Below are 24,926 nucleotides of genomic sequence, written 5' to 3' on the forward strand. Positions count from 1 at the left end.
CTGCCAGTAGGGACAACCCAGATCCCTGCCGGTTCGCCCGTTCAGGTGCTGCAACTGCCCTGAAGATCCCTAGCCCTTCTTTCGCTGCTGCCGGAATAACCGTCATAGTCGTTTCAGTTTAGGATGAGATACCCGAGCTACTGGTCGCGCCAGCGGGACGGAGTCCTTGAAAAGCCTTCTGGCCCAGTGCATTCAATGTTTTAGGGTTTTAGGCATAGGTGCAGTATCCTGGCTTGGATCGAAATGACCATAATTTGCGTTAGAACTGTACTACGGTGGGCTATCATAGAGCCGAGACTGTCCTTTGGGGTTGAGTTCCCTCAGGACTCTGTTCCACCAACGCGAACAGCGATCTTCAACCATGCCCACTCCCGCTAACTCTCCTCCTCTTCAAAGCGACGAGGTTCTCAACCCTGAGGACTCCGTTCCGGCGGCGGCCCGTGAGCCTTTTTTGGGGCTGTTGCGAGACCTGGCGCGGGCCTACCAAGCCTTTGAAAATTATGCCGGGGTTCATATTCGGCAAATGGGGCTGACCGCCCCCCAATTTGATGTGTTGGTGACCCTCGGCAATACCCCTGGGATGACCATGAATGTCCTGGCCCAAAAAACGCTGGTGACCAAAGGGACACTGACCGGCATTGTGGATCGCCTGGAACAAAAAGGGCTGGTGCGCCGGGAAGTGCCCCCGGAAAACCGACGCTGCTTTAAGGTCGTGCTGACAGAGGCGGGGGAAAAACTGTTTGAGGAAATTTTCCCGGCCCACATCGCCTACTTGAAAGAGCGTTTCCAAAAGCTGGATCCCTCGGAAATGGCGCAGATCCAGGCTTGCCTTAAAAAACTGCAGGCTATTTTCTAGCGCTTTCAGATTCCCCTCTCCGATCCGGCTGATCAGCGACCCCCAAGCCGCAGTGCCGGAAGCAACCTCTAGCCCGGTTCAAACGGCTGCCCCAGAGCTGCCGGCGGAGTGGCCTTCACCGCCTGCTGGATCCAGCGCCGCAGCCGAGGTGGGATCCCGCGCAAGCCGTACTCCCACCATTCCCCAGAAGTGAGCACCAACACCAAAATCATCAACACAAAGGGAGCCACCGTAAAAACTTGGGTGGGCACGGCGCGGATGGTAGTCTGGGCAACTCCGGCAAAGGACTGCAAAATGCCGAACAGGTAGGCCCCCAGGGCTACCCGCAAGGGGTTCCAGCCGCCGAAGATGACGATGGCCAAAGCAATCCAGCCATACCCTGCTGTATGTCGGTGGCTCCAGCCGGCCTTGAAATCCAGAGAAAAAGCAGCTCCCGCCAAGCCCAATAGGGATCCCCCCACAAGGGTATAGACATAGCGCCAGAAAATGACATCGGTGCCCCGGGCAAAGGCTGCTGCCGGCTGTTCTCCCATGGCCCGCAACATCAGGCCAGGCCGAGTGCGATAAAAAAAGAACCAAGTTCCCCCGATGAGCGCGTAGCTGGCGTACAGCAACAGATCCCCTCGGAACAGGAGCGGCCCCAGCAGTGGCACCTCTCTCAAGAAGGGGATCGGCAGGCTGGGCACCGTTGGCCCTGGGATCCGCACGAACGGATTGCCCAAAAAGGAAGACAAATCCGCCCCCAACAGGGCCAAGACAAAACCAATGGCAATTTGGGATCCCTTCAGGGTCAGCGAGCCGAAGGCCACAATCCCAGCAAACAGCACTCCCACAGCGGCGGCAGCCAAAAAGCCCAACGCCAGACTTCCCGTCAGCTTGGCCACGGCGAACCCAACCATGGCGGCCAGCATGATCGTCCCCTCTGCGGAGAGATTGATCACCCCCGCCCGCTCGGTAATGGTTTCCCCTATGCAGGCAAAGACCAACGGTGTGGCGGTGGCAATGGCAGTAGAGAGAATGGCGACCAGTTGAGCAGCGTTCATGATGGGCCTGTCGAGAACTCGGGTTGGGTTGATGCATTTGCAGTTGCTGCGCGAATGCGCCTGTTGATCTGGGCATCGCCTCAGCCCAACACCCAGAGCATGAAAGCCACCCCCAAGGTGACGGCGCCGAACAGAGCATAGCTGATCTGGCGCAGCGGCCTCAGTTGCAGGGCATGCAGATCCTTAAGCCAGCCCAGCCCCAAGGATTCGACAAAGCGATCCAGCACCGCCTGCATAGGGTAGGCGTAAACCGATCCTTGCTCCTTAAAGTTCACCAGCACAACCAACAGTGTAGCGTAGCCCCAGAGGAGGCCCCAGAGCACAGCGCTCAACCCGATTAAAATTGGCTCGAGCATTGACCTTCCCTATGAGTGTGCCCACCGTTCGCGATGGCAGGACGGAGTTCTTCGAGCTTGGGGAGCTTCAGATCTCATTATTCCGGTTCTTTTCCCGTTGAGGCTGCCCTCCCTCAGGCAGTAGCCTAGAAGGGGTCCAAGCTCGCTTTTAGAGGTAAAGGGATTGGTTTTGCCGGTTCTCTTCTGCCCGTCCAGGCCAGGAGATGACAGACTTAGACTTGGAGTACCCGCTCAAAGTTATCTCGTCAAATCCCCATGAGTTCTCGCTACCTGCTGCCCCCCGCCGAACCCAAATCCGTCGGTACCGCCTACATCCTCTGGGCGTTGGGCATATTCGGGATCTGTGGCGTCCATCGCCTCTACCTGGGCAAGACCGGCACAGGCGTTCTCTGGCTGTTCACCTTTGGCCTGTTGGGCATTGGGCAGTTGATCGACCTGTTTTTGATCCCAGGCATGGTGGAGAACTACAACTTCAAGCTGGCCGTCCTGCAGGGATCCCGACCCTCCCCATCCCCAGCTTCCTCAAAAACCACCTCAGCACCTCCTCAGCCCCTCAAAGGTCAAGCTCTGATGCGGGAGATCCTGCGGCTAGCCCAACAGCGGCAAGGGATCCTCACCCTTGCGGAGATAGCTATCGACTTACCTGCCGACTTTGACGAAATTGAAAAGGCGCTGCAAGAGCTGAGCCGGCGGAGCATGGCTTTCCCCGAAAACAACCCGGTCACTGGAGCGGTAGAATACCACTTCCCTCACCTGCTGCACCGCTCCCCCGACCAACGTTCGCTCTAGATGCCCTCCTGCAGACCTCTACTGGGATCCCAGGATCCCTTGGCGCTTGGCTGCCCGAACCGCCCGGCGAAAGGTCAGCAAGCCCAGGCCGAAGTAGAAAATGCCGCTGGTCAGAGCCATGATCAGCCGCACGGGATCCAAGCCCGCCTCCCGCACCATCACGTCTCGCAGCAGCCCAGCCCCCGCCGTCATGGGCAGACTTTGCCCTAGCCACCTCAGGGATCCCGGCCATTCTTCCGTGGGAGCAGCCAACAGAAAAAGCAAGCCGAATTGGCTGATAATTAAAAGCTGCTGAATTCGCTTCCAAATCAGAGCGGCGGATCCCAGCAAAAACGAGAAGCCGTAGGCCCCCAGCACCACGCTCACCAAAGGCAACACCAGAGCAGGGGGAAACCGCAACCGGCTGCCCGTCAGCAATAAGATGACGCCCAGAATGACGACGACAATGGAAAAGCGCAACACCAAGCTGGCACAAGCCCGTGCCAAGAAGAGAGTGGCTGCCGAAAATGGCGAGAGCAACACCTGCTCCAAGGTGCCTGTCTGGGCTTCCACCTGCAGGTTGAGGGCGATGTCGTTCACCACAAAAATGACCAGCGTCCAGAGCACATAGCCGATCACCACCGCATCCAACCGTTCGCCAAATTGGGAGGCAGGCCCTGCCACATATTGGGCGCCGGCAAAGAGGGCATAGAAGAAGAACGTGGTGATCAGGATCCCGCCCAGGGCCTCCGCCGGATAGCGAATGTACTGGATCCAGGCCCGCTTCAGTTCAGCCCAAAACAGGTGTATCACCGGCATCATCCTTGCCCCTCTCCCCTTTTCAACAACTCGAGGAAAATATGGGTGAGATCGGCTTCCTCTCGTTTGAGGCTGAGCAAGGGCAAAGGCTTCAAGATCTCCAGCACCTGATAGAGCATCTCTGGCGGGCCGCTGAACCGCACCCGATGGGATCCGAGAATCTCCACCCCTTGGCGGGCCAGTTGTTCAAACCTCCAGGGATCCAGCCCCTGTTCCAGCTCGATCCGGTAAGTACCGACGGCGCCGGCAAAGTGCCGGATCAACTCTCCCGTGGGGGCTTGGGCGATGATCACCCCTTGTCGAATAACGGCTACCTGATCCGAGAGCGCTTCCGCAATATCCAGTTGATGGGTGGTGAGCAAGATGGCTCGACCCGAAGCGGCAATTTGGCGGATCAGGGATTTCACCGCTTGCGCCGATTCCACATCCAACCCCAGGGTGGGCTCATCCAGCAGCAACAGGGCCGGTTGATGCAGGAGGGCGACGGCAATGGCCACCTTCTGCTGCATGCCCCGCGAAAGGGTTTGCACGGCCACATCTTGTTTCTCCTGCAGGCCAAAGGTCTCCAGCAGCTCTAACCCCCGTTGCCGAGCGGTTCTGGGGGATAGCCCCCGCAGCACACCGAAGTACTCCAGGTTCTGTAGGGGGGTCATCCGCCAGTAGAGGTTGCGATTGCCTTCCAGCACTGCCCCCACCTGGGCCAGGGCCCCCGGATCGGTATGGGGATCCCGTCCAAGAATGCGCACTGTGCCCGCGTCCGGTTGGATCAGCCCGGCAATGAGCTTGATGGTGGTGGTCTTGCCGGCCCCGTTGGGCCCCAGAAAAGCCAGGATCTCCCCTGCCGCCATCGTCAGGGATACATCCACCACCGCCCGCACCTCCTTGCTCCCCTGCCGGTAGGTCTTCTGCAGGTGGTGGGCTTCTAGAACTTTACATGACGCGAACACGATGCAAAAAGGAGGGCAAAAGTTCAAACAGAGGAAGGCCGCCCACCCATCCCACTTTCTCACATCAGAGCATGAACCCACCCCGAGAGGGATCCAGCAGGATTCAGGAGGTTGTCAGGGCCAAACTCATTTTGTCTAGCCACTGCAAAAGGCTCTCCAGTTGCTGCGCTGCCGGTACCATCCCCAGACCCCGCACCGTCACCTTGCCCGGTTGGTAAACAAAGCGAGGCTGCAGGTGAGTGGGCAGGGCCTCTTTCAGGCGATTCCAAGCGGGCTCCTCCATGGGGGTTTCCAAAAGCACATGCTCTTTGGCCGGTTTGATGCGGGAAAAGCCCAGGGCTCGGGCCAGCACCTTCAGCTCCATTACCCGCAGCAGCTCCTGAGTGGGCTTGGGCAGGGGGCCAAAGCGGTCTTGCCATTCTTGGGCAATTTGCAACAGCTCGACCCGAGAGCCAGCAGCGGCCAGTTGTCGATAAGCCTGCATCTTTTGATCTTCGTCGGGAATATAGCTTTGCGGGATCATAGCGGTAACATTCAGGTCGATTTGCGTGTCCTCCACCTGCGGGATCTCCTGGCCGCGAATTTCTCGAATAGCCTCTTGCAGCATCTCCAGGTAAAGATCGAAGCCCACTGCATTGACTTGCCCCGATTGCTGCGTTCCCAACAGGTTGCCAATGCCGCGAATTTCCATATCCCGCATCGCCAACTGATAGCCGGATCCCAGTTGGGTAAATTCCTGAATGGCCTGGAGACGTTTGCGGGCGTCCTCGCTGAGGATCCCATCTTCTCGATAGAACAGCCAAGCATGCGCTTGGATCCCGGCCCGGCCCACCCGCCCCCGCAGTTGGTACAACTGAGCCAATCCAAACTCCTGGGCATTTTCAATCAAGATGGTATTCACTCTGGGGATATCCAAACCCGATTCGATGATGGTGGTACAGACCAAAATATCGGTCTCGCCATTGTTAAAGGCCAGCATGGTGGATTCCAGCTCTCCTTCCGGCATTTGCCCGTGGGCAATGGCAATGCGGGCGCCGGGCACCCATTCCCGCAATTTGGCGCTGGCTTCTTCGATCCCTTCGATGCGGTTGACCACATAAAACACTTGCCCACCCCGATCCAATTCCTGGCGGATGGCTGTGCGGACAACCTCAGGATTGTAGGGCGAAAGGTGAGTTTTAATGGGCCGACGGGAAGGCGGGGGAGTTTGGATCAGGCTCATTTCCCGCAGCCCCGACAAGGCCATATACAGGGTGCGCGGGATGGGGGTGGCGGTGAGCGTCAGCACATCCACCTGGGTTTTCAGCAGCTTAATCTTCTCTTTTTGGTTGACGCCAAATCGCTGCTCTTCGTCAATCACCAAAAGGCCCAAATCGCGAAATTGTACATCCTTGCCCAAAAGCTGGTGGGTGCCCACCACAACATCCAGTTCGCCGCTTTTGAGACGGGATAGGATTTCTTTTTTCTCCTCCGAGGTGCGGAAGCGGTTGAGCAGCCCCACTTGAATGGGATAGGGAGCGAAGCGCTCTTTTAAGGTGTGATAATGCTGCTGGGTGAGAATGGTGGTCGGCGCCAAAAGAGCCACTTGCTTGCCGGCGGTTACGGCCTTGAAAATGGCGCGGATGGCCACTTCCGTTTTGCCAAAACCCACATCTCCACACAGCAGCCGATCCATGGGGCGAGGGGATTCCATATCCCGCTTGATCTCTTGGACAGCGCGGAGTTGATCCGGCGTCAGGGGATAGGGGAAAGAGTCCTCCAGCTCCTGTTGCCAGGGAGAATCGGGCGGGAAGGCATAGCCCCTCTGTTCTGCGCGCTTGGCATAGAGTTCCAACAGGTCAAAGGCTACTTTTTGCAGGCTCTTTTTGACTTTTTGCTTGGTCTTTTCCCAAGTGCTGCCGGACATTTTGTGCAGGGCAGGAGGCCCATCCCCGCTGGCCCGGTAGCGGGAGAGGGAGTTGACCTGGTCGGCAGCTACCCGCAACAGGCCATCGCTGTATTGAATGACCAGATACTCGCGGGTTTCGCCCCCGATGGTGAGGGTTTCCAGGCGCAGGAATTGGCCGATGCCATGCGCCTTGTGGACAACAAAATCCCCCGGCTTGAGCAGGTTGGGATCCACCTGGCGGGAGCTGGCTTGGCGGCGCTTGCGCACATAGGTCGGGGTGGCCAGGCTGTGTTGGCCGAAAAACTCGCGGTCGGTGAGCACCACCCATCCCAGCGTGGGCAGGAGAAACCCCTCCAGATCGGCCAAGCCGGAGTACTTCAGGGCCACCGGGGTGTAAGACTGTAGCTGCCGCTCGATGGCGGGGAAGTCTTTGGGGTTGGGCACATACTGGGCGGGGCAGTCGTGTTCTTGCAGCAGAGCCACGGTGCGGGAGGGCTGAGCAGAGAGGATCCACACCTGCAACTGCTGCTTGCGGTACTCGCGCAGGGTTTTGGCCAGGGATCCAAACTGGTGGGGGATGGCGGGAACGGCCCGGCTTTTCAGGTCGATGGCGGCGGATTCTCCCGGAGTGAGAGCGGCGTGGAGCGCTATGGCACGGGCCAACAGGCGGGGGAAGGGATCCCAGTCGGGAGCATGGAGATCGAAGGGGCGGTGAAAGGGCTGCAGAGCCGGCTCCGCAACCTGGGCCTGTTTCCACTGTTCTTGGGCGTGGTAGAGCCACTGCTGGCTGTGGGCCTGGCACTGCTCTGGCTCGTCGATCAGGATGAGGGTGGTGGGATCCAGATAGCTGAGCAGATTGGCGGGAGGGGTGTAGAGCAGGCCGAGAAAACGGCGCAAGCCCTCCGGGGGGGTGGGCGACTGCTCCAACTGCTGCCGTAGGCCCTGGGAGAGCTGATCGGCTTTTTCCTGCAGAGCCGGCCAGAGGATGGGTCCGTAGCCAGTGGGGGTCAGCCAGACGTAGGGGATCCCATCTTGGGAGCGCTGGCTCACCGGGTCGAACTCCCGCAGTCGCTCCAGCTCGTTGCCAAACCACTCTAGGCGCACCGGCCACTCGCAGGCCACCGGGAAAACGTCGAGAATATCGCCCCGTCGGCTCCACTGCCCCTCACTTTCCACCAAATTCACCCGCCGGTAGCCCAGACGGGTCAACTGCTGCCCCAGTTGCTGGGGAGACATCTCCAGGCCAGGTTCCAGCTTGAGACAAAAGGCCCGAAACACCTCTGGGGGGGGAAGGTGGGGCTGTAGGGCCCGCTCCGTAGCCACGATGGCAAGCCCGGTTTTGCCCTGGAGACAATCGGCCAGCACCTGAAACTGGCCCCACACCAGCTCCGGTTCCAGGTCAAAAGGTTCGTAGGGGGAAGCCTCTGAAGTGGGGTAAAGCTGCACGCTCTCCCAGCCCATGCCTTCCAGTTGCGCCGTCCAGCGGCCCGCCTCCTCCAAGGTAGCCGTGACCACCAACAGAGAGCGACTTTCCTGCTGGGCCAAAGCTGAGGCAATCAACCCCTTCGGGATCCGCCCTGCCCCCTCCAGATCGGCCCGTCGCTGTGATCTCAACCGGGCGGCCAACTCTTGAATCAAGCCAGATTGGGCGAGAAAGCGCACCAGGGGGATAAACGACATCTTCCACCCCACACTGCAAACTGGGATCCCAATTCTGGCAGGCTCCGGGGACGATCAGCAGCCGTCTGCCGGCTTTGTAAACCGGAAGTCCTCCCTTGCTGGGAATCGCTCCTCGATCTATTAGGGCAACAGTTTTGTTGTTTTTTGTTGTTTAAAGGCGAAGAAAACCACAACCTTATGCTAACGACCTGCCAGTCTTCGGCCGCTGGGTTCACAGTGCACTTTTTGCCTTGTAGTCTAAATCACAAAAAAAGCCTATACTTCACAGAATCCTAAAATTAACCTTTAGAGTCGGACAGCTTGTCGATTGTCTTAGCCAAGATTCGATGTTAGAAGGAGCCACAAAGCGCGGCTTTCCCGGCCTCATCTGATGTCTGCCAGTCAGCAAGATGTTTTTCATGCAAGAGATGTAGCTGTATCAATTGCAGCAGATGTTGTCGGAAAAAGCTGCATGAATCAATCCACCTAAACTTGGTACAAATTATGTTTCTAGACACCGTCGCGCTTTCTCGGCTACAATTTGCCCTCACGGCTATTTTTCACATGTTGTGGCCGGTCTTAACAACAGGAATGGCCATTTATCTTGTTGTGATTGAGGGGCTTTGGCTAAAAACCCGCAACCTAGATTACTACCGCCACGCCCGTTTCTGGTCAAAACTCTATGTGTTGAACTTCGGTATTGGCGTGGCCTCAGGCTTGCCAATGGCCTTTCAATTTGGCATGAACTGGGCACCCTTTTCCGAAGCGGTGGGAGATTTTTTTGGAACCATCCTGGGGTTTGAAGGCACGATGGCTTTTATGCTGGAGGCCAGCTTTCTGGGGATCATGCTGTTCGGCTGGGATCGCGTGCCGCCGGTGATTCACTGGATCTCGACGATCCTGGTAGCTTTTGGTGCCAACCTATCCACCTTTTGGATCCTGACGGCCAACTCTTGGCTGCAGACACCGGCAGGTGGCGTGTTCGTGGATGGGAAATTCGTGGTGCGGGACTACCTGCAAGCAATCGTCAACCCCTTCATGGTCAATAGCTTTCTGCACATGTTCTTTGCCACCTTGGAAACCTCTTTGTTTGTAATCGGTGGCATCAGTGCTTGGTACATTCTCAATCGGCGGCACAGCGAGTTTTTCTCCCGCTCCCTCAAAGTGGTCTTGGCGATGGCCCTGGTGGTTGCCCCCCTGCAGGTGTATATCGGCCATTTGAGCGCAGAGCAAGTGTATCGCTATCAGCCGGCCAAGCTGGCGGCCATGGAGGCCCAGTGGGAGACGATCCCTGCCGGCGAGCGGGCAGACTGGAGCCTGTTGGCTGTGCCCAACGACCGCGAAGAGCGCAACGAGTGGGAGGTGAAGATCCCCGGCGCGCTGGGCTATCTGCTGGAGTTTAAGCCCCGCTTGGATCGACCCATTCAAGGGCTCAAAAGCTGGGATCCCCAAAATCGTCCCCACATGGTCGGCCTGATCTACTACTCCTTCAGAACGATGGTGGCCATTGGTCTTTTTCTGGCCGGGCTTATCGGAGTCACCCTTGTCCAATGGCTGAGAGGCAAGCTATCGGCAGAAGCCCTTTCTCAGCAGAAATGGCTGATGAGAGCTTGGGTCTTCGCAGGGCCCTTGGGATATATCGCCGTCGAGACCGGTTGGATCGTTCGCTGTGTGGGTCGGCAGCCCTGGATTGTGTATGGACAACTGCGCACGGTGGACTCGGTTTCACCGCTGCCGGCAGGAGAAGTGTTGTTCTCCTTGATCGGCTTGACCATCTTGTACACCGTGTTTTTCGTGGCCGCCCTTTACTTTGGCAGCCGCATCATCCGCAAAGGGCCCAACCTGGAGTTGCCCGCTCCTGCCCCAGCAACGCAGCCGGTGATCGTGATCGAGCCTGCCCGCCACGAGCCAGATCGCCGTCCTGCAGAAGCTCGGTAGCAGCAGTTTGGTAGCCATCTAACTGGTGACTCCAAGTAGCAACAGGGCAACGTAGCAGGCCCATTCCCCACAGCAGTGAAACCCTTCGCTACGTCAACTCCCAACTTCCCTTCCCTAGAGGGAGAGGGACTGGGGATCGCCATCGGGAACTGTCTCGCACTGGTCAGAAATACTCAAAGCAGAGGGAACAGCGATGGAATCTTTTGAGCCTTTACAGCGGTTTCTGCCCCAGGTTTGGTTTTTTATCCTGGGCCTATTCCTATTTCTCTACGTTCTGCTGGACGGGTTTGATCTGGGAGTTGGTATCCTCTCCCTGACGGCCTCCAGCGAGACGCGGCGCAGCATTCTCATGACCAGCTTGGGCAATGTTTGGGATGCCAACGAGACGTGGCTGGTGTTGATGGGGGGATCCCTATTCGGATCTTTCCCCCTTGCCTACGCCACCATTCTCAATGCCCTCTACATACCCTTGGTGATCATGGTGGTGGGCCTGATCTTGCGGGCCGTTTCCTTCGAGTTTCGGGAGAACGCCGACAACAAGCTGGTGTGGAACATCGCCTTCGGGGTGGGCAGCTTTTTGGCGGCCTTGGGTCAAGGGTTTGCCTTGGGCAGCGTCTTTGAAGGGATCCAAGTGGACGAAGCCGGCCACTTTGCCGGCAGCCCCTGGGATTGGCTGACCTGGCGCACGCTGTTGGTGGCTCTTACTTTGATCCAGGGCTATGTGTTAATCGGCTCAGCCTACCTAATCGTTAAGACCACCGGCGAGCTTCAGGAAACCTACTACAAGACGGCAACCATCGCCACCTGGACCACCCTGCTTGGGGCGCTGTTTATCACTGTCAGCACGCCCATCATGTCCGAGCAGGCGCGATCCCAGCTCTTCTCGCCTCCCCTTTTCTACATCTTTGCCGCCATTCCGGCGCTGGGGCTTTTGTTTGTGGCGTTGTTGCTGCGCAGCCTGCGCCGGCGGGAAGAAAATAGCGTTTTGGTTTACACCTTTTTGATTTTTGCACTTTCTTTTGTCGGCTTGGGGTTCATGGTTTTCCCCAACATTATTCCCCCCAGCGTCACCATCTACGAAGCGGCAGCCTCCCCCAGCTCGCTGGTGTTTATGCTCACCTTTATTGGCTTTCTGATCCCGGTTATCTTGTCCTACAACATCTACAACTACGTGGTGTTCCGGGGCAAGATCGTGGTGCAGGAAGTGGCGGCGGAAGAGGCCAAAGTTCCAGAGGCAGTTTAAGCTGGCCTGAGGATGCAGCAATAACCCCGCCCGGTGATGGGCGGGGCAATTTTTTAGGTGCAAGCGAACGTCTACAGAGAAAGGCTCTCACTCTCTCTTGAGCCATTGCCGGATCTGCTCGGCAGCTACATCGCGACCTCCCAACCCAAAAGCCAACGCCACCGCCACGGCAATCGCCCCCAGAACCAGACCAAAAGCCAACACCACAATGTCGGTGGCCACGCCCATCTGCTGCAGGGCCATGGCGCCAACAAAAACCAAGATAGCCACCCGCGCCGCCTGGGCCAGTACCCCTGAGGAAGGGCTACCCAAGCTCTTGATCATAGAGTAGGCCAAATTGGCCAAATAAAGACCGATCCCAAACACCAGGGCGCCGATGAGCACCCGACCGGAAATCAGCAACAGCCCCTGCACAATGTCGGTTAGGGCGGCAAACTGCAGCAACTCCACTGCCGGCACCGCCCCAAACAAGACCACGCCTACCCAGACCACCAAGCCGGCGATCTCGGAGGGAGTGCGACGTTTGGCAGCGGGATCCCCTTCAGGCTCAGGAGCAGCGGCCAGGGGCAAGCCCAGCCCCGCGACCAGACGGTCAAAACCCACCGCCTGCAGTAACTGGGTGACTAAGCCGGCCAAAAACTGCCCTAGCAAGTAAAAGACGGCCAGGATCAAAGCGGATCCCGCGATCAAGGGAATGGCCCGCAACACCTGCTCCAGCATCGCCACCGCCGGATCGGAGATGGCCCGAATTTCCAAGGCATTCAGCGCCGCAATCACCACCGGGATCAACACCAAGACATACACCACCGTCCCGACGATCTGGGCCAACTGGGGAACGCCAAAGCGTGCCCCCAACCGATTTGCCCCTGCTGCCACCAACAAATTGGAGACGATCCCACGCACGATGCGGGCCAAAAACCAGCCCACTGCACCGATGATCAGCGCTCCCAAAATCCGCGGCACCATCGACAGCAACTGATCCAGCAGGTTTTGCACCGGCTGCAGCGGCCCCTGCAGGTTCAGGGTATCCAGGATGATCGGCAAAAAGAACAGCAGAATCAGCCAGTAAAGGGCATTGCCCAAAGTTTCATTCAGCAGGAAAGGGGTGACCTCTGTACCTCCCTCTTGGCCGGTTGGGGTTCCTTCTGCACCTGCCTCACCGGCAGTGCTTTCCTGTTGCAGAGGCCGGGCCAACTGCTCATCGAGGTTGAAACGCCGCAGCCCCTGGATGACCGCCAGCCGAGCAACAGTAGCCACCACCCAGCCCACAGCCAGCAGCACCAGCGCCCCACCCACCCGTGGCAGATAACCGAAGATTTCCCCCAAAAACCTGTTGAGCGGATCCGAGACAGCTTGAAGCTGCAGGGCATTCAGTACCGCCACCAACACAAAAGCAAGAATCACCCAGTAGACGGCAGCGGCCACCCAGCGCTCCGTTTGGGGCAGCTTCTCGCCGGGCTTTTGGCCCAAAACCCAAGCAGCCAAGCGATTGTCCAGTTGCGTCCTTTTGAGCAGTCCTCTAACGCCGAAGGCTACTGCCGTGGCCACTATCCAACCCAGAATTAAGATGACAATCGCCGCAAGGAGATTGGGCATAAAATCGATAAGCCTAGACCAAAGACTGACGACAAAAGAGATGGCCTCATCTCCAATGGTGTTTCCAGAGGTGTCCATAATGATCCTCACAGCTTGAAAATGCTCAGGATGGACAGATAACAAGTGTAGGTTAACCTGAAGTGTTTTTTCAGGCAAGCTGGCCAGAGGGGGGATACGATATGAAAAATATATATTGAAGCAGAAATGTTGGATCTCGAAATAAAACTTTACATCTTATTAGCCCAAGGACTCCAGCCGTAAGTTGAAGCTCTGATCGGCCACCAAACGGCAAGGATCGAATTCAAGGTGTTGATATCGCAGGCTATAGCTTTTCCCCACCGAGCAGGAGCTCCGTGATCAAGTCAGCGTCTCCGTTGCACGGTAGATGCGCCTGCATTGGCTAGAGCCAATGTTGCCGGAAGGAGCTGTGTCGAGCAGTTTGCATCCACAAAACGAGAGCACTTTGATGATCTATAAAAGAATCAAATACGCAATCGGCGCCCGGTCAATGTGTTGTATTGCATTGTATCGCCCGCAGCCTTGATATTCTTAGCCCATTGGCTTGCTTGTTGTCTGGCTTGAGGTGTATCCCGAAAAACGTTCACAGCCCTTCAATTTATATACAATTGACGCTTTTCTAAATCGGTTTCTTCCAATACACCAGCGCATCTTCTCCGTTGTAATACCCCTTGCGACGTCCCAGCCGTTGAAACCCTGCCGATTCGTACAGGCGGATTGCCGCTTGATTGGAAGCCTTCACTTCCAGAGTAGCCCAGCGGCAGCCTGCTGCTCTCGCTTGGTTCAGCAGTTCTTCCAGAATCCGCCGGCCCAAGCCCTGTTGCCGGTGCTCGGGATCCACCGCCAGAGAGATGATATGTGCTTCTTCTTCAATACGCCAGAGAATGCCGAAGCCCACCAGCTCTTTTGTCACCTGCGTCGGCGAGGTGGGGCCTGGAGAGGGAAGGGGGAACTCCGTTTGGCCCAAGCCACACGGGGCGCCAACGGCAACGGGTTCCGCCACTACACCAATCACCGTGCTTGTGGGTCGTTCCAGCTCCGCTCGATACCCCTGTTCTCCCCAGTATCCTCCGTAACACCGTCGATCCAGCTCCAGCAGTTGGGGCAGGGCGGTGATGTCCAGCACCTGCAGCCGATAACTCGTACTGCTCATAGTGGCCTAGTCCCGCAATTCGCAGAATTCCGCCAACAACAACTGCCCCAAGGGATCGTCATCGGGAGCCGCATAGGGCAAGGCTCTGCGGCTGATGCTCAAGATTTTGCCCCCCGATTGGGGATGGCACTCCGCACCGCTTTCGCGAACAGGCTTGAATTCGTAGTCGATCCCTTCGGTGAAGCCGGCTTCCTGTAGGTAGTCTTGGGCGGCTTTGAGGATCCCTTCTCGCAGTTGCGCTTTGACCGCAGGAGCCATGAGGTGGCGAACAAACCACTGGGCGCTGGCGGGATCCACCTCGGCCAGGTATTGGAGGGCAGGGGTCAACACAGCAGGGCGCTCTTGAGGGGACAAGCCGTTCACCTGCTGAGCTACCGCGGGCACATCCCGCCGTTGCATCGCCTGGATCAGGGCTTGTGTGGCTGGAGAAAATGAGGGATCCTGCGCTTGGCTCATGGCTGGGGGTACCAGAGGGATTCGAGGGTGCGAACAATGGTCTCTGCTTGCTGTAGGGAAGAAGCGGTCGGCAGACAGACGGTCACATGGCCCAGTTTCCGCCCTGGGCGGGCAGGGGTTTTGTGGTACCAATGCACCGCTGCCTGAGGGATCCCCGCTAAGCACTGCCGCTTTTCTGGGTAATCGCCGGTGGCATGCTCATAGCCCAAGAGGTTCACCATCACTGCCCCCGCACACTTGAGGGAGGGATCCCCCAAAGGCAGGCCGAGGATGGCCCGCAGGTGTTGCTCGAATTGTGAGGTGTGGCAGGCTTCCAGGGTGTAGTGGCCGGAATTGTGTACCCGCGGCGAGATTTCGTTGATCCAGATCCCGGCCTTGGGATGGGGGGGCGGCACCCAAAACAGCTCGATGCCGAACACGCCAACTGCACCCAGTTTTTCCATCAGATCGGCTGCTAAGCGCCGGATCTCGGCCTCGGTGGTTGGGGGGATGCGGGCAGGCACCAGGACATGGCGGCAGACTTGCTCGATCTGCACAGTTTCCACCACCGGGTAAACCCGGATCTCTCCCTTCAGCCCCCGCGCCACCATCACCGCCAACTCCCGCTCAAACGGGATCCATTCCTCCAGCAATAGCGGGATCCCCTTGGATTGGCCAATGGCCTGCTGCAAAGCCACTCGGTCGCGCAAGATGCAGGTGCCCTGCCCATCGTAGCCCTGTCGCCGTCGCTTGAGCACCACCGGAAAGCCCAACCCGGCCAGGTCTGCCGAATCCAACACCGCCTCCAGCGGAAAAAAAGTCGGCACCGGCAACCCCAACCGCGCCAGGAACTGCCGTTGGTGCAACTTGTCCAGCAGCGGCTCTAGCGTGCTGAGGCTGGGACGAAAGCGGGATCCCTCCGGATCCAGTTTTTTCAGCTCCGGCAGAGGGATAAACTCGTTTTCAAAAGTAACCACCGGGCAGCGCTCCAACAACTGGGCCGTGGCCTGGCTGTCGGCTGTGGATCCCCAAACCACCCCATCGGCCACTGCCACCGCCGGATCGGTGGGAGCAGCAGCCTGCACCACCAGCGGGATCCCCATCTGGCGAGCTGCCAAGGCCAACATCTGCGCCAACTGCCCGCCGCCAATCACCCCCACAGGTTGGGATCTCTGGTCTTTTGAGGATACCTGGGTTTCCACAGCCGTACCGTTATACTGGGTGGTGGGCCGCTGTCCATTGCTTCTTGGATCCAGAACCCCATTATGGGACCCCTTGCCCTCCAGCGCTAGGAGAAAAACGGTGGAACCCTCTCAACCCTCTGAGCTGAGAGCTCTAATCAACCGGGTTTTGGCGGACAAAGTCTTGACTCGCGCCGAGCAACAGCAGATTCTCAGTGCCGTCATGGCCGATCAAGAAATTTCCCCAGAAGAGCACGAACTGCTGGAATCGATTGTGGAGCGCCTAAACAGTGGCGAGATCCGCGCTGTCGATTGAGCCCTGCCTTAAGACTGAGAGTGTCCCTAGGATTTTGGAGAATTGGATCCCAGTCTGTCCTTCGGCGCTGGGTATTCAGTCTGCAATGCTTGGGTCAATCCCGGTGGGTGGATCGCCTAGAATAATCCACAACCCACCTCTTTCTGCTGCCATGAGTTCTCGCTCTTCAGATTGGTTCACGCGGGCTCGCCACATTTTTTACGGCACAGCCACTGCTCTGGTGGAAATCCTGCAAGACCCGGAAAAGCGCACCGAAAACCTCAACCGCCTTTCGATGGACTTGGGACAACTGGCGGCGGAGCTGGAGCAAAAGGGAGAGTTGATCGAGCAGGAGGCAGTTCGTTACGTTGAGAGTCTCAGGGATCCAGCCGCCAACGCCCCCTCGGCAAGTCCTGACTCTGAAGCGCCTGTCGAGAATGCTCCCCCGACACCAGCTTCCTCCCCCAACAAGCCGGCTATCTCCAGAGAAGAGATGGCTGAGTTGATGGAGCTGATCCATCAGATTGAGTCCTTGCGCCTGGATTTGGAGCGGTTGCGCACCTCGTCCTGAGTCCTGTGCGGTTCGATATCCTTACCCTTTTCCCCGAATTTTTTGAAACGCCGCTGCGCATTGGGCTGGTGGGCAAAGCCCTACAGCAGGGGATCGCCGAAGTCCACTGCACCAATCCACGCGACTTCGCCACCGACAAGCACCGCCGTGTCGATGATGAGCCCTACGGGGGTGGGGTGGGCATGGTGCTTAAGCCGGAGCCCTTCTTTGCTGCCGTTGCCTCCCTGCCCCGGCTGGATCCCTGTGAGATCATTCTGCTGACGCCCCAGGGGCAACCGCTAAACCAGGCGCTGCTGCAGGAGCTGGCCCAGAAGGCGCAGCTGATCCTGCTGTGTGGCCAGTACGAAGGCTTTGACGAACGCATCCGCCAATACCTGGCCACCCGCGAGGTGTCGCTGGGGGATTTTGTCCTGACCGGGGGGGAAATTCCGGCGCTGGCCCTGATCAACGGCGTGGTGCGGCTCTTGCCGGGCACTGTGGGCAAGGTAGACTCGTTAAAGAGGGAAAGCTTCGAGGCGGGGCTGCTGGACTATCCTCAGTACACCCGCCCGCCAGAGTTTCAGGGGTACAAGGTGCCGCCGGTACTCCTCTCAGGCGACCATCAAGCCATTGCCCGTTGGCGTCTGCAGCAGCAGCTGGTTCGAACCTGGCAAAGGCGGCCAGACCTGTTGGCCAAGCGCCCCTTGACCGCCGAAGAGCAGCAGTTGTTGGTAGAGGGGCTGGCGGAGCAGCACCCTCGTGTAAACGAAGCGGAGAAATAAATCATGCTCGGCAAGCTTCTCAACCGTCTCCTGAATCCATCGCCCGTCTGCTGGCGTGGGATCCCCTCGCCCCCAGTGCTGCTTCTGGTGGGGATGGCTTTGAGCTCGGTTCTGAGCGGCTCTGGGGTGGCCCTGGCTCAAAGTGGAAGTGTCAACGATGCCATTCGCCGCGACAGCAATCCCTCTCTGTTCGATGGCACCAGCATTAACGTCAACGATCTCTTCCGGGCTGCCGACTTCCTCTCTCGCCAAAGTGCCGCTTCCCGTTGGGACGGGAAGGCCAGCGTCGATGCTGCTGTGGAGCAATTCAACCAATCCCGCCGCCGCTCCCTGCTGCTTTCTCCCGCTTCCTTGACACCTGAGCCCACCCCTACCCCCTAAGTTGGATCCTATTCCCAACAAGTTCCCAACAAATCTGTTAGGATCGCAAAGCTGATCTTGTGCCCGCCGAAATGCGGCACTTTGTTTTCGGGATCCGTTAGGCTAGGAGAACACCGCCGTGGTTAAGAGCACCCCTTCCAGCAAAACCGATACGGAGCAGCGTTTGGATCCCGCCAGCCGGGGCCACTCCAAAGACAGTTCCACCGAACTCAAAGGGATCCCGGGCTTCATTCACGAGACCCGTGTGGAATTGGGCAAGATCGTTTGGCCGAGCCGCCGGCAATTGATCGGTGAGTCCGTAGGAGTCTTGCTGATTGTGTTGGCATTTGCTTCCTTCATCTACCTGGTCGATCAACTGTTTGCTTGGGTGGCCACCCAACTGTTCTCGTGATGTTCAGTCCTAGAGGGCTTCTGTCTTGGGGGATAAGAGAGTCGTGCTTGAGGATGGCTACAGGGAGGATGTGAGGTGATGAGCCCAGATCCAGAGCGGCAGCGAAAACGTCGGGGGGGCCGTGTGGAGCACTTTGAGCCTGCAGACGCGATCCCGGAACCAGACGAGGGGGAAGGTCAAGAGCGTCGTAACCTGCGCTGGTACGCCGTGCAGGTGGCTTCCGGCTGCGAAAACAAAGTGAAGAGCACCCTGATGCAACGGGCAGCTGCTTTGGATGTGGCGGATCAAATTGTCGAGGTGGTGATCCCGAAGCGAACGGGCTTCAAGCTGGATCGAACCGGCAAGCGCCAGGAGCAAGAGGAGAAGATTTTTCCCGGCTATGTCCTGGTACGCATGGACATGAACGACGACACTTGGATGGTGGTGAAAACAACCCCCAATGTGATCAACTTTGTTGGCACGGAAGAAAAACGGGCCTACGGTCGCGGTCGGGGGCATGTTACGCCGCGTCCCCTCAGCCAAAGTGAGGTGCAGCGCATCTTCAGCAGCGTCGAGGTGGAGGAAGTGCCCCTCAAGATCGACATGGCACCTGGGGATCGCATCGAGGTGCTGTCCGGCCCCTTCCAAGGTTTCTACGGCGAGGTGGTGGAAGTCAGCCCAGAACGGGGCAAGCTCAAAGCTCTGATCTCAATTTTCGGGCGCGACACCCCGGTAGAATTAGAGTTTGGTCAAGTGCGAAAAGAGGTGTAACCGCGTTTCATGGCTAAGAAGTTGGTGGCCGTGGTCAAGTTGGCCATTCAAGCGGGCAAGGCCACCCCCGCTCCCCCCATTGGCCCGGCCCTGGGTCAGCACGGGGTCAACATCATGGCCTTTTGCAAGGAATACAACGCCAAGACGGCAGACCAAGCCGGAATGGTGGTTCCTGTTGAGATCTCCATCTTCGAGGATCGCAGCTTTACCTTCGTCCTCAAGACGCCACCGGCTTCGGTGTTGATCAAGAAGGCCCTGGGCATTGAGTCCGGCTCCAGCGAGCCCCACAAAACCAAGGTGGGATCCCTGACGCGGGCTCAACTGCGACAGATCGCCGAGCAGAAGCTGCCGGATTTGAATGCCCACGATGTGGAGGCGGCCATGAAAATTATCGCCGGAACTGCCCGCAGCATGGGGGTGACGGTGGTGGATTGATGGAGGGATCCCTTGCCCTATCTGAGGTGTTCACGGTCTTGAAGTTGTTTCAGCAAACCACTGTGGGGGAGAGAAGTTCTCGTCAGTACCCCGAGGAGAAACGATGGCTCGAAAACTTTCCAAACGTATGCAGGCTTTGCGGGAGAAGGTGAAGCCCATTGCCTATGCTCCCGAAGCCGCTTTGGCCCTGATGAAGGAGACGGCCACCGCCAAATTTGAGGAGGCGGCAGAGGTTCACATCCGCCTGGGGATCGATCCCAAGTACGCCGACCAACAACTGCGCACCACCGTGGTCTTGCCCAGGGGCACCGGCCAAGAAATCCGAGTGGCGGTGATTGCCCGCGGCGAGAAAGTGGTGGAGGCCCAAAATGCAGGGGCGGATCGGGTTGGATATGAAGACCTGATCGAGGAAATCAGCAAGGGCATGATGGATTTTGACCTTCTGATCGCCACCCCCGATGTGATGCCCCAGGTGGCTAAGCTGGGGCGGCTGTTGGGGCCGCGCGGCCTCATGCCTTCTCCCAAGGGGGGAACGGTGACCATGGATCTGGCCCAGGCGATCAAAGAGTTTAAAGCCGGCAAGCTGGAGTATCGGGCAGATCGCACCGGCATTGTGCATTTGATCTTCGGCAAGTGCAAGTTCCCCGTCGAAGCTCTGCTGGAGAACCTAAAAGCGGTGCAGGAGTCCATCGATCGCAACCGTCCCTCTGGAGCCAAGGGCAAGTATTGGCGAACCCTACACGTTTCTGCTACAATGGGCCCCTCGATTGAGGTTGATATCAATGCCCTGCGGGAGCTGAAGTTGGCGACCTAAGCCTGGCTTCGGCGCTGCGATGGGTTGAAAAGGGTTTGAGTGAGTGAATTTGGAGGAGGATCCCGGCAGAGCGTTTTTCCCCAGTTGAATAGCAAGCCGAAGACAGCAGGTGCCCGCGGGCTTAATGTCCTGCCGAGGTTTGAGCGAAGTTCAAAGGGATCCCTTCTTGGATCGCTTTTGAGGGTGCGCTTATCTCCATGCGTCTCGGCCACGGCTGGGACGCATTCTGTTTGGCAGAACCCAGATTCACCACCCGTTAACCCTGGGTGACCATTGACAACAAAGGAGGTGAGCGCATGGGCAAGCAACCTTTAGCGAAGAAAGCGGAGATCGTCGATAAAGTCCGATCCCTGCTGCAGGCCAGCCAAATGGTGCTGGTGATCGACTACAAGGGGCTGACCGTTTCGGAGATGGATCAACTGCGGGCAGAGCTGCGCAAATCGGATTCGGTTTGCATGGTTGTTAAGAATACCCTGATGCGGCGGGCCATCGCCGACCAAAAAGCTTGGGCAGGGATCGCTCCCTTCTTGGCAGGGCCGACGGCCTTTATCTTGATTCGGGGCGACATTTCGGCAGCCCTGAAGGCGTATCAAGATTTTGCCAAGCAAACCAAGAAAACCGAGTTCCGCGGTGCCGGCATTGAGGGGCTATCCCTGACCTTGGAGCAGGCCAAAGCCATCGCCGAGCTGCCGCCCAAGGAGGTGCTCATGGCCCAAGTGGCGGGCAGCCTCAAGTCGGTGGGTACCGGCTTGGCGGTCGGGCTCAATGCTGTGCCCACGCAAGTGGCGCGCGGTATCCGCGAGATCCCGGCTTCTCTGGGGCGGGCCATCCGGGCCATTGCCGACAAAGAGGCTGCCTAAAGGGCTTCGGTTCATCAGCCCAAACCTATGTCATCCATTCCATTACCCCTTAAGGAGAAACCATCATGCCTTCAGAGCGCGTTGCAAAGATTTTGGAAGATTTGAAAGCTTTGAGCTTGCTGGAAGCTTCCGAGCTGGTGAAAGCCATCGAAGAAACCTTTGGCGTCAGTGCAGCAGCCCCAGCCGGCGGTATGGTTATGGCAGCTCCCGTGGCAGCAGCGGCGGCAGCTCCGGCGGCAGCCCCTGAGCCGGTGGAAGAGCAAACTGCCTTTGATGTCATCCTCGAGGCTGTGCCAGCCGACAAGAAGATCGCCATCCTCAAGGTGGTGCGCGAGTTGACCGGCTTGGGTCTGAAGGATGCCAAAGATCTGGTCGAGGCGGCTCCCAAACCCGTCAAAGAAGGGGTTGCCAAAGAGGAAGCCAACGACATCAAGAAGAAGCTGGAAGAAGCCGGCGCTACCGTCAAGATCAAGTAGTTCAAGTTACGGGGAAAGCGCTTCTTTCTGGTCTAACGAGAAATCCAATCGAGACACTCAAACCCAAGAAGGGGGGCTGCTTCGGCCCCTCTTTTGGGATCACCCGGCCTGCTTCCATTGGCGTGAGTTCAGGATCCCTGTCCCCTGCTCCGCCGCGCTTCCACCTCTCCGTGAGCTTTCAAGAGGGCAGCCAGCTTGCGACGCATGACGATGCTGGGTTTATCGGTAAACATGTGCTGCTCCGCCTTGATATCGAGGGGAACGTCATAGTCGGTGCTTTCCAGAACCCGTTGATCCTCAAGGGTCACCTGCCGATCGAAGGCGATGATACTCTCAGCACTCACCTCTGCTTCCGAATCGTTGCGTAAACAGAATTGCACCACCTGCGAGGTTTGGTCGTCGATGGGGGTAGCCGCTGTGAAAATGATGTGGATGAGGCCGTTGGGGTAGGTGATTTTGAGCTTGCGACCAAAAGGCATAAACCAGGTGCCCTCCAGGATACGCACTGTGCGATCCTCTGACATCCGCAAGTTTTGCTTCTGCAAGTCACTGTTGAACACCGGCAAAACAGAGGTGGCCCGAAGGCCGTACTCCAGCTCTTCAAGGCTGTCCAGATCGGGTGGTACAGGCTCGGAGATCACCCCAAAGCTCTGCTGATGGACGAAGTGGGGATGGGCATTGTCAAAGGAGTTTTCCATCAGGCGCAGGCCAGCACATTTCCAGACCTCATAGAACTGATGAATTTGGCGAAACCGGGGATCCGCCACCTCTGAGATCTCGGGAATATCGGTCAAGGGATCCGCCAATGCCACCCAAACATAGCCATAGCGCTCTTGGCAGCGAAACCCCTCCACCTTGTAGGTGCGAGGGATGAAGTTGTCTGTAAGTTGGGGTACCTTCACACAGGTGCCAGAGCCGTCAAATTCCCAGCCGTGATAGGGGCAGCGGATGTGGCCATTGCAAACAACCCCTTTGGAAAGTTGGGCCGAGCGATGGCAGCAACGATCCAAGACGGCGCAAGGCTGCCCTGACTCATTGAGCCAAAGCACCAGAGGAGTCTTCAGCAGCGTGAAAGCTTGTGGGCCGGTTTCCAGGGCCGACATCGGGATCACGGGGTACCAAAACCGCCTCAGGACAGGTTGCTGGGTAACAAGCATAAACCCGCTCCACAAGCTCTAGTTCGGAGAATCATGAGCTGGCTTTTCGTGAGCCTAGGTGGCTCAAAGCACCGCCCCCCGTGAAAAAGATAGGCGTTGAAATGGCAGAAGTCCGTATAAGCCAACACAGCTTTGCCCTGGGCGCGTTTGTGCATCGATGGCTACCCCTCTGCCCGGGGATGGGCTATTGATCGAAGGAAGCAGAGAAGCGTCGGTGGGCTTCTGTTGGCATGTGGCTGTGAGGAAAGGTGGAAAGGTGCAAAACGAATTGAACCCCGCTCGAGATCCTTGTAGCGCAGGGATCCCGGCCCAACCTGCCGCAGAGCTCAGCTCTCTCGAACCAGAACCGGCTGCTGAGAGCCGGCCAAACCAACTGACGGATCCAGATCCTCGCCTCAGCCGTTCTCAACAAAAACGAGAGCAGGAACGCCGCTCCTTACCTTGGCGCCTGGGGCTGGCCAACGTGCTCTCGGCAGGGTTGCATTTCATCGCGATGAGCTGGGTGGGTTGGCAGCCTAGGATCCGGGAAGAGGAGGAGATCCTCCCCTTTCAGTGGGTGGAGATGGCGGATGAGCCGCCCCCAGAGCCGCAGTGGATTGCGCCCGTCTCCGCCCGTGAGTCCGGTGTCTCTGAACCTCGGGATCACGTATCGGTGCGGCAGTCGCAAGTGCCCAGCCCAAGTGAAGAGGCCACTTCTGCGGCGGCACAGCCTTTGGTTGCCTCAGCCGCAGGGAGTCCTGTCCCTGGGATCCTCCCCCCATCCCCAAGGGAGCTTGAGATGCCCCAACCCAACCGCGACTCTGCCTCTCCTCAGCAGCAGCCAAAGGCCAGGTTAGAAAATCTGTCAGCGGGTTTAGCAGCTCTGGAGCAGGCAGTTGCCGATCACAATTGGGCGGAGGCGCTACATCTGACGGAAGAATGGCTGGATCACTGGCCTCTGTCCTCTCCACAGCGCCAGCAACTGCAGGACTATCGTCAGCATCTGCAAAGCCTACTGGCTACCTCCTCGGCAGCAGCAGTGGAGACCAAATCGGCTCAGATCTCTCCTGCTCAATCCCTCAAGCCTCAACCCGAAAGAGCAGCAAGTTCTCCTGAGGTTTTGCCACAACCCTACCTGTCGGCTCCAGCGGATCCGCATCCAACTTTGCCCTCTCCAGAGCCGATCGCAGCCCCGTTGGAAGAGCCTTCTCCCACCTTGCCCCCGACTTTTCCTACCGGATCCCACAACTCCGACTTCGGTCGCACCAGTGGGATCGAGTCCTCTCAGGCAGGCCCACCCAGCCTAAATGCCACCGCCGATCCGGATTGGGGAGACTACTTGGCTCAATTCCAAGAAAGGGTTCGCCAACACTGGATGGTACGGCGGGCATCCGGATCCTACGTAACGGTGGTGCAGGTGCGTCTGGATCGACAGGGATCCCTGCGGGAACTGCGCCTGCAAACCCCCTCAGAAGATCCCCTATTGGATGCAGCCGTGCTCAGTGCCATCCAGCGCTCAGCTCCCTTTCCGCCTCTGCCCGAAAGCTATGTTGGCGAAGAACTGATGCTGGAAATCGACGTGCTGAGCGGATCCTTGCAGGCTGGCTCAACCCAGAATCCGAGAAACTAGCTCGGATCCTCAGGCAGGGCTACAAGCCCTTCTCGGAGAAGTTCGGATTTCAATCCCAGGTGGGTTCCGAGTGTCGGCAATGGCCTAGGCCATAGATTTGCGGCGGTTCCGCCGGACGGCTACCGCTTTGCGCTTGCGCTTTTCTAGGTTGGTTTCAAAGTGCCGATGGTTGCGCAAGTCCCGTAAAATGCCCGCCTTAGAAACCTGACGCTTGAAGCGACGCAGCGCAGATTCGATCCCTTCGTTTTCGCCAATCGTCACTTGGGTCATAGGAAAGACATCTCCTCCGTCAATCAAATGGGTTTGGTTACAACAGGGATCCCTATCGTGACATACTCCCGACTCCGACTGCTGGCGGTACGGAGCGGGCTTCTCGCTTCATTGGGGAGCTAGTGCAAGAACCCTCCACGAGCAGACACGGGATGCCCCACCGCGTAGCTGTACCAGATTCCGGCAATGCCGTTTTGCACAGCCAGGTTGATTATAGAACAGGGGATGTCCGCCTTTCATTCCGACCCTCGTCCTA

At 58.0% G+C, this 24,926-nt stretch carries 26 protein-coding genes and 1 other annotated feature; of the genes, 15 read left to right on the top strand and 11 right to left on the bottom strand.

The annotated features are described in order from the left end of the window. Positions 1–361: 361 nt before the first annotated feature. Entirely contained in the window at positions 362–856 is a 495-nt protein-coding gene (locus tag NW849_RS02725; protein ID WP_414355800.1) for a MarR family winged helix-turn-helix transcriptional regulator, read from the top strand. 68 nt (positions 857–924) lie between these two features. On the opposite strand, the gene NW849_RS02730 is transcribed toward NW849_RS02725, so the two are convergent. Both NW849_RS02730 and NW849_RS02735 read right to left on the bottom strand, forming a co-directional pair. After that, complete coding sequence (locus tag NW849_RS02730) at positions 925–1,899, bottom strand: ABC transporter permease (RefSeq protein WP_414355801.1); 975 nt, start codon at positions 1,897–1,899, stop codon at positions 925–927. An 80-nt stretch (positions 1,900–1,979) separates the two neighbouring features. After that, entirely contained in the window at positions 1,980–2,255 is a 276-nt protein-coding gene (locus NW849_RS02735; RefSeq protein ID WP_414355802.1) for a hypothetical protein, read from the bottom strand. A gap of 255 nt (positions 2,256–2,510) precedes the next feature. Between NW849_RS02735 and NW849_RS02740 the strand changes: the two genes are divergently transcribed. Further along, positions 2,511–3,044 carry a TM2 domain-containing protein gene (locus tag NW849_RS02740; RefSeq protein ID WP_414355803.1) on the top strand — a complete coding sequence of 178 codons (534 nt, stop codon included), beginning with the start codon at positions 2,511–2,513 and terminating at the stop codon, positions 3,042–3,044. Positions 3,045–3,062: 18 nt separating this feature from the next. On the opposite strand, the gene NW849_RS02745 is transcribed toward NW849_RS02740, so the two are convergent. From NW849_RS02745 to mfd, 3 genes are all read right to left on the bottom strand, one after another. Beyond that, positions 3,063–3,845, bottom strand: a complete 783-nt coding sequence (locus NW849_RS02745; protein WP_414355804.1) for an ABC transporter permease — start codon at positions 3,843–3,845, stop codon at positions 3,063–3,065. Then, entirely contained in the window at positions 3,842–4,789 is a 948-nt protein-coding gene (locus NW849_RS02750) for an ABC transporter ATP-binding protein (RefSeq protein ID WP_414355805.1), read from the bottom strand. The genes NW849_RS02745 and NW849_RS02750 overlap by 4 nt, the downstream gene beginning before the upstream one ends. 103 nt (positions 4,790–4,892) lie before the next feature. Then, positions 4,893–8,357, bottom strand: a complete 3,465-nt coding sequence (gene mfd / locus NW849_RS02755) for a transcription-repair coupling factor (protein ID WP_414355806.1) — start codon at positions 8,355–8,357, stop codon at positions 4,893–4,895. 483 nt (positions 8,358–8,840) lie between these two features. Here mfd and NW849_RS02760 point away from each other — a divergent pair, with 483 nt between their 5' ends. Continuing rightward, the gene (locus NW849_RS02760; RefSeq protein WP_414355807.1) at positions 8,841–10,274 is read left to right on the top strand and encodes a cytochrome ubiquinol oxidase subunit I; all 1,434 of its coding nucleotides are present in this window, start codon (positions 8,841–8,843) and stop codon (positions 10,272–10,274) included. Positions 10,275–10,467: 193 nt separating this feature from the next. Further along, entirely contained in the window at positions 10,468–11,517 is a 1,050-nt protein-coding gene (cydB, locus tag NW849_RS02765) for a cytochrome d ubiquinol oxidase subunit II (RefSeq protein WP_414355808.1), read from the top strand. 87 nt (positions 11,518–11,604) lie between these two features. Here cydB and NW849_RS02770 read toward each other — a convergent pair whose 3' ends face one another. The 4 genes from NW849_RS02770 to NW849_RS02785 form a co-directional block, all read right to left on the bottom strand. Next, on the bottom strand, positions 11,605–13,191 hold the full coding sequence (locus NW849_RS02770) for a mechanosensitive ion channel (protein ID WP_414355809.1): 1,587 nt from the start codon (positions 13,189–13,191) through the stop codon (positions 11,605–11,607). 559 nt (positions 13,192–13,750) lie between these two features. Continuing rightward, positions 13,751–14,284 carry a ribosomal protein S18-alanine N-acetyltransferase gene (gene rimI, locus NW849_RS02775; RefSeq protein WP_414355810.1) on the bottom strand — a complete coding sequence of 178 codons (534 nt, stop codon included), beginning with the start codon at positions 14,282–14,284 and terminating at the stop codon, positions 13,751–13,753. A 6-nt stretch (positions 14,285–14,290) separates the two neighbouring features. Next, on the bottom strand, positions 14,291–14,740 hold the full coding sequence (locus NW849_RS02780) for a hypothetical protein (protein ID WP_414355811.1): 450 nt from the start codon (positions 14,738–14,740) through the stop codon (positions 14,291–14,293). Further along, complete coding sequence (locus NW849_RS02785; protein ID WP_414355812.1) at positions 14,737–15,879, bottom strand: 5-(carboxyamino)imidazole ribonucleotide synthase; 1,143 nt, start codon at positions 15,877–15,879, stop codon at positions 14,737–14,739. Before NW849_RS02785 ends, NW849_RS02780 begins: the two co-directional genes overlap by 4 nt. Before the next feature lie 142 nt (positions 15,880–16,021). On the opposite strand from NW849_RS02785, the gene NW849_RS02790 reads away from it, so the two are divergent. From NW849_RS02790 to rplL, 10 genes are all read left to right on the top strand, one after another. Next, positions 16,022–16,216 (top strand): hypothetical protein, encoded by a 195-nt coding sequence (locus tag NW849_RS02790; protein ID WP_414355813.1) that lies wholly within the window; start codon positions 16,022–16,024, stop codon positions 16,214–16,216. A 151-nt stretch (positions 16,217–16,367) separates the two neighbouring features. Then, positions 16,368–16,766, top strand: coding sequence for a hypothetical protein (locus NW849_RS02795; RefSeq protein ID WP_414355814.1), 399 nt, complete (start codon positions 16,368–16,370; stop codon positions 16,764–16,766). A gap of 5 nt (positions 16,767–16,771) precedes the next feature. Next, complete coding sequence (trmD, locus tag NW849_RS02800; protein WP_414342776.1) at positions 16,772–17,527, top strand: tRNA (guanosine(37)-N1)-methyltransferase TrmD; 756 nt, start codon at positions 16,772–16,774, stop codon at positions 17,525–17,527. A gap of 3 nt (positions 17,528–17,530) precedes the next feature. Beyond that, positions 17,531–17,908: a hypothetical protein gene (locus tag NW849_RS02805; protein ID WP_414355815.1), complete on the top strand. Its 378-nt coding sequence runs from the start codon at positions 17,531–17,533 to the stop codon at positions 17,906–17,908. A gap of 118 nt (positions 17,909–18,026) precedes the next feature. Next, a complete protein-coding gene (gene secE / locus NW849_RS02810) occupies positions 18,027–18,299 on the top strand; it encodes a preprotein translocase subunit SecE (RefSeq protein WP_414355816.1) in 273 nt (90 codons plus the stop codon). Between the two features lie 78 nt (positions 18,300–18,377). Continuing rightward, complete coding sequence (nusG, locus tag NW849_RS02815) at positions 18,378–19,049, top strand: transcription termination/antitermination protein NusG (RefSeq protein ID WP_414355817.1); 672 nt, start codon at positions 18,378–18,380, stop codon at positions 19,047–19,049. Positions 19,050–19,058: 9 nt separating this feature from the next. After that, positions 19,059–19,484: a 50S ribosomal protein L11 gene (gene rplK, locus NW849_RS02820; protein WP_011432849.1), complete on the top strand. Its 426-nt coding sequence runs from the start codon at positions 19,059–19,061 to the stop codon at positions 19,482–19,484. 103 nt (positions 19,485–19,587) lie between these two features. After that, positions 19,588–20,298: a 50S ribosomal protein L1 gene (gene rplA / locus NW849_RS02825; protein ID WP_011432850.1), complete on the top strand. Its 711-nt coding sequence runs from the start codon at positions 19,588–19,590 to the stop codon at positions 20,296–20,298. Positions 20,299–20,376: 78 nt separating this feature from the next. Beyond that, positions 20,377–20,536: a sequence feature (ribosomal protein L10 leader region), on the top strand. A 58-nt stretch (positions 20,537–20,594) separates the two neighbouring features. Next, positions 20,595–21,158 (top strand): 50S ribosomal protein L10, encoded by a 564-nt coding sequence (gene rplJ / locus NW849_RS02830; protein ID WP_414355818.1) that lies wholly within the window; start codon positions 20,595–20,597, stop codon positions 21,156–21,158. Positions 21,159–21,223: 65 nt separating this feature from the next. Next, a complete protein-coding gene (gene rplL, locus NW849_RS02835; protein WP_414342772.1) occupies positions 21,224–21,634 on the top strand; it encodes a 50S ribosomal protein L7/L12 in 411 nt (136 codons plus the stop codon). A 128-nt stretch (positions 21,635–21,762) separates the two neighbouring features. Here the strand turns inward: rplL and NW849_RS02840 are convergent, their stop codons facing one another. Further along, a complete protein-coding gene (locus NW849_RS02840; protein ID WP_414355819.1) occupies positions 21,763–22,791 on the bottom strand; it encodes a Rieske 2Fe-2S domain-containing protein in 1,029 nt (342 codons plus the stop codon). Between the two features lie 256 nt (positions 22,792–23,047). Here NW849_RS02840 and NW849_RS02845 point away from each other — a divergent pair, with 256 nt between their 5' ends. After that, positions 23,048–24,400, top strand: a complete 1,353-nt coding sequence (locus NW849_RS02845; RefSeq protein WP_414355820.1) for a TonB family protein — start codon at positions 23,048–23,050, stop codon at positions 24,398–24,400. Positions 24,401–24,484: 84 nt separating this feature from the next. On the opposite strand, the gene rpsU is transcribed toward NW849_RS02845, so the two are convergent. Then, positions 24,485–24,670 (bottom strand): 30S ribosomal protein S21, encoded by a 186-nt coding sequence (rpsU, locus tag NW849_RS02850; RefSeq protein ID WP_011432857.1) that lies wholly within the window; start codon positions 24,668–24,670, stop codon positions 24,485–24,487. Between the last annotated feature and the right edge of the window lie 256 nt (positions 24,671–24,926).

Origin of the sequence: Synechococcus sp. R55.3, from assembly GCF_047461975.1 — a bacterium.
GTDB lineage: Bacteria > Cyanobacteriota > Cyanobacteriia > Thermostichales > Thermostichaceae > Thermostichus.

Coding starts and splice junctions, on each gene's coding strand:
- cydB (WP_414355808.1), top strand. CDS start 10,468: ATGGAATCTTTTGAGCCTTTACAGCGGTTTCTGCCCCAGGTTTGGTTT.
- rpsU (WP_011432857.1), bottom strand. CDS start 24,670: ATGACCCAAGTGACGATTGGCGAAAACGAAGGGATCGAATCTGCGCTG.
- NW849_RS02740 (WP_414355803.1), top strand. CDS start 2,511: ATGAGTTCTCGCTACCTGCTGCCCCCCGCCGAACCCAAATCCGTCGGT.
- NW849_RS02795 (WP_414355814.1), top strand. CDS start 16,368: ATGAGTTCTCGCTCTTCAGATTGGTTCACGCGGGCTCGCCACATTTTT.
- NW849_RS02780 (WP_414355811.1), bottom strand. CDS start 14,740: ATGAGCCAAGCGCAGGATCCCTCATTTTCTCCAGCCACACAAGCCCTG.
- NW849_RS02805 (WP_414355815.1), top strand. CDS start 17,531: ATGCTCGGCAAGCTTCTCAACCGTCTCCTGAATCCATCGCCCGTCTGC.
- mfd (WP_414355806.1), bottom strand. CDS start 8,357: ATGTCGTTTATCCCCCTGGTGCGCTTTCTCGCCCAATCTGGCTTGATT.
- NW849_RS02840 (WP_414355819.1), bottom strand. CDS start 22,791: ATGCTTGTTACCCAGCAACCTGTCCTGAGGCGGTTTTGGTACCCCGTG.
- NW849_RS02730 (WP_414355801.1), bottom strand. CDS start 1,899: ATGAACGCTGCTCAACTGGTCGCCATTCTCTCTACTGCCATTGCCACC.
- rplJ (WP_414355818.1), top strand. CDS start 20,595: ATGGGCAAGCAACCTTTAGCGAAGAAAGCGGAGATCGTCGATAAAGTC.
- NW849_RS02770 (WP_414355809.1), bottom strand. CDS start 13,191: ATGGACACCTCTGGAAACACCATTGGAGATGAGGCCATCTCTTTTGTC.
- rplK (WP_011432849.1), top strand. CDS start 19,059: ATGGCTAAGAAGTTGGTGGCCGTGGTCAAGTTGGCCATTCAAGCGGGC.
- NW849_RS02735 (WP_414355802.1), bottom strand. CDS start 2,255: ATGCTCGAGCCAATTTTAATCGGGTTGAGCGCTGTGCTCTGGGGCCTC.
- rplA (WP_011432850.1), top strand. CDS start 19,588: ATGGCTCGAAAACTTTCCAAACGTATGCAGGCTTTGCGGGAGAAGGTG.
- NW849_RS02725 (WP_414355800.1), top strand. CDS start 362: ATGCCCACTCCCGCTAACTCTCCTCCTCTTCAAAGCGACGAGGTTCTC.
- rimI (WP_414355810.1), bottom strand. CDS start 14,284: ATGAGCAGTACGAGTTATCGGCTGCAGGTGCTGGACATCACCGCCCTG.
- rplL (WP_414342772.1), top strand. CDS start 21,224: ATGCCTTCAGAGCGCGTTGCAAAGATTTTGGAAGATTTGAAAGCTTTG.
- nusG (WP_414355817.1), top strand. CDS start 18,378: ATGAGCCCAGATCCAGAGCGGCAGCGAAAACGTCGGGGGGGCCGTGTG.
- NW849_RS02760 (WP_414355807.1), top strand. CDS start 8,841: ATGTTTCTAGACACCGTCGCGCTTTCTCGGCTACAATTTGCCCTCACG.
- NW849_RS02745 (WP_414355804.1), bottom strand. CDS start 3,845: ATGATGCCGGTGATACACCTGTTTTGGGCTGAACTGAAGCGGGCCTGG.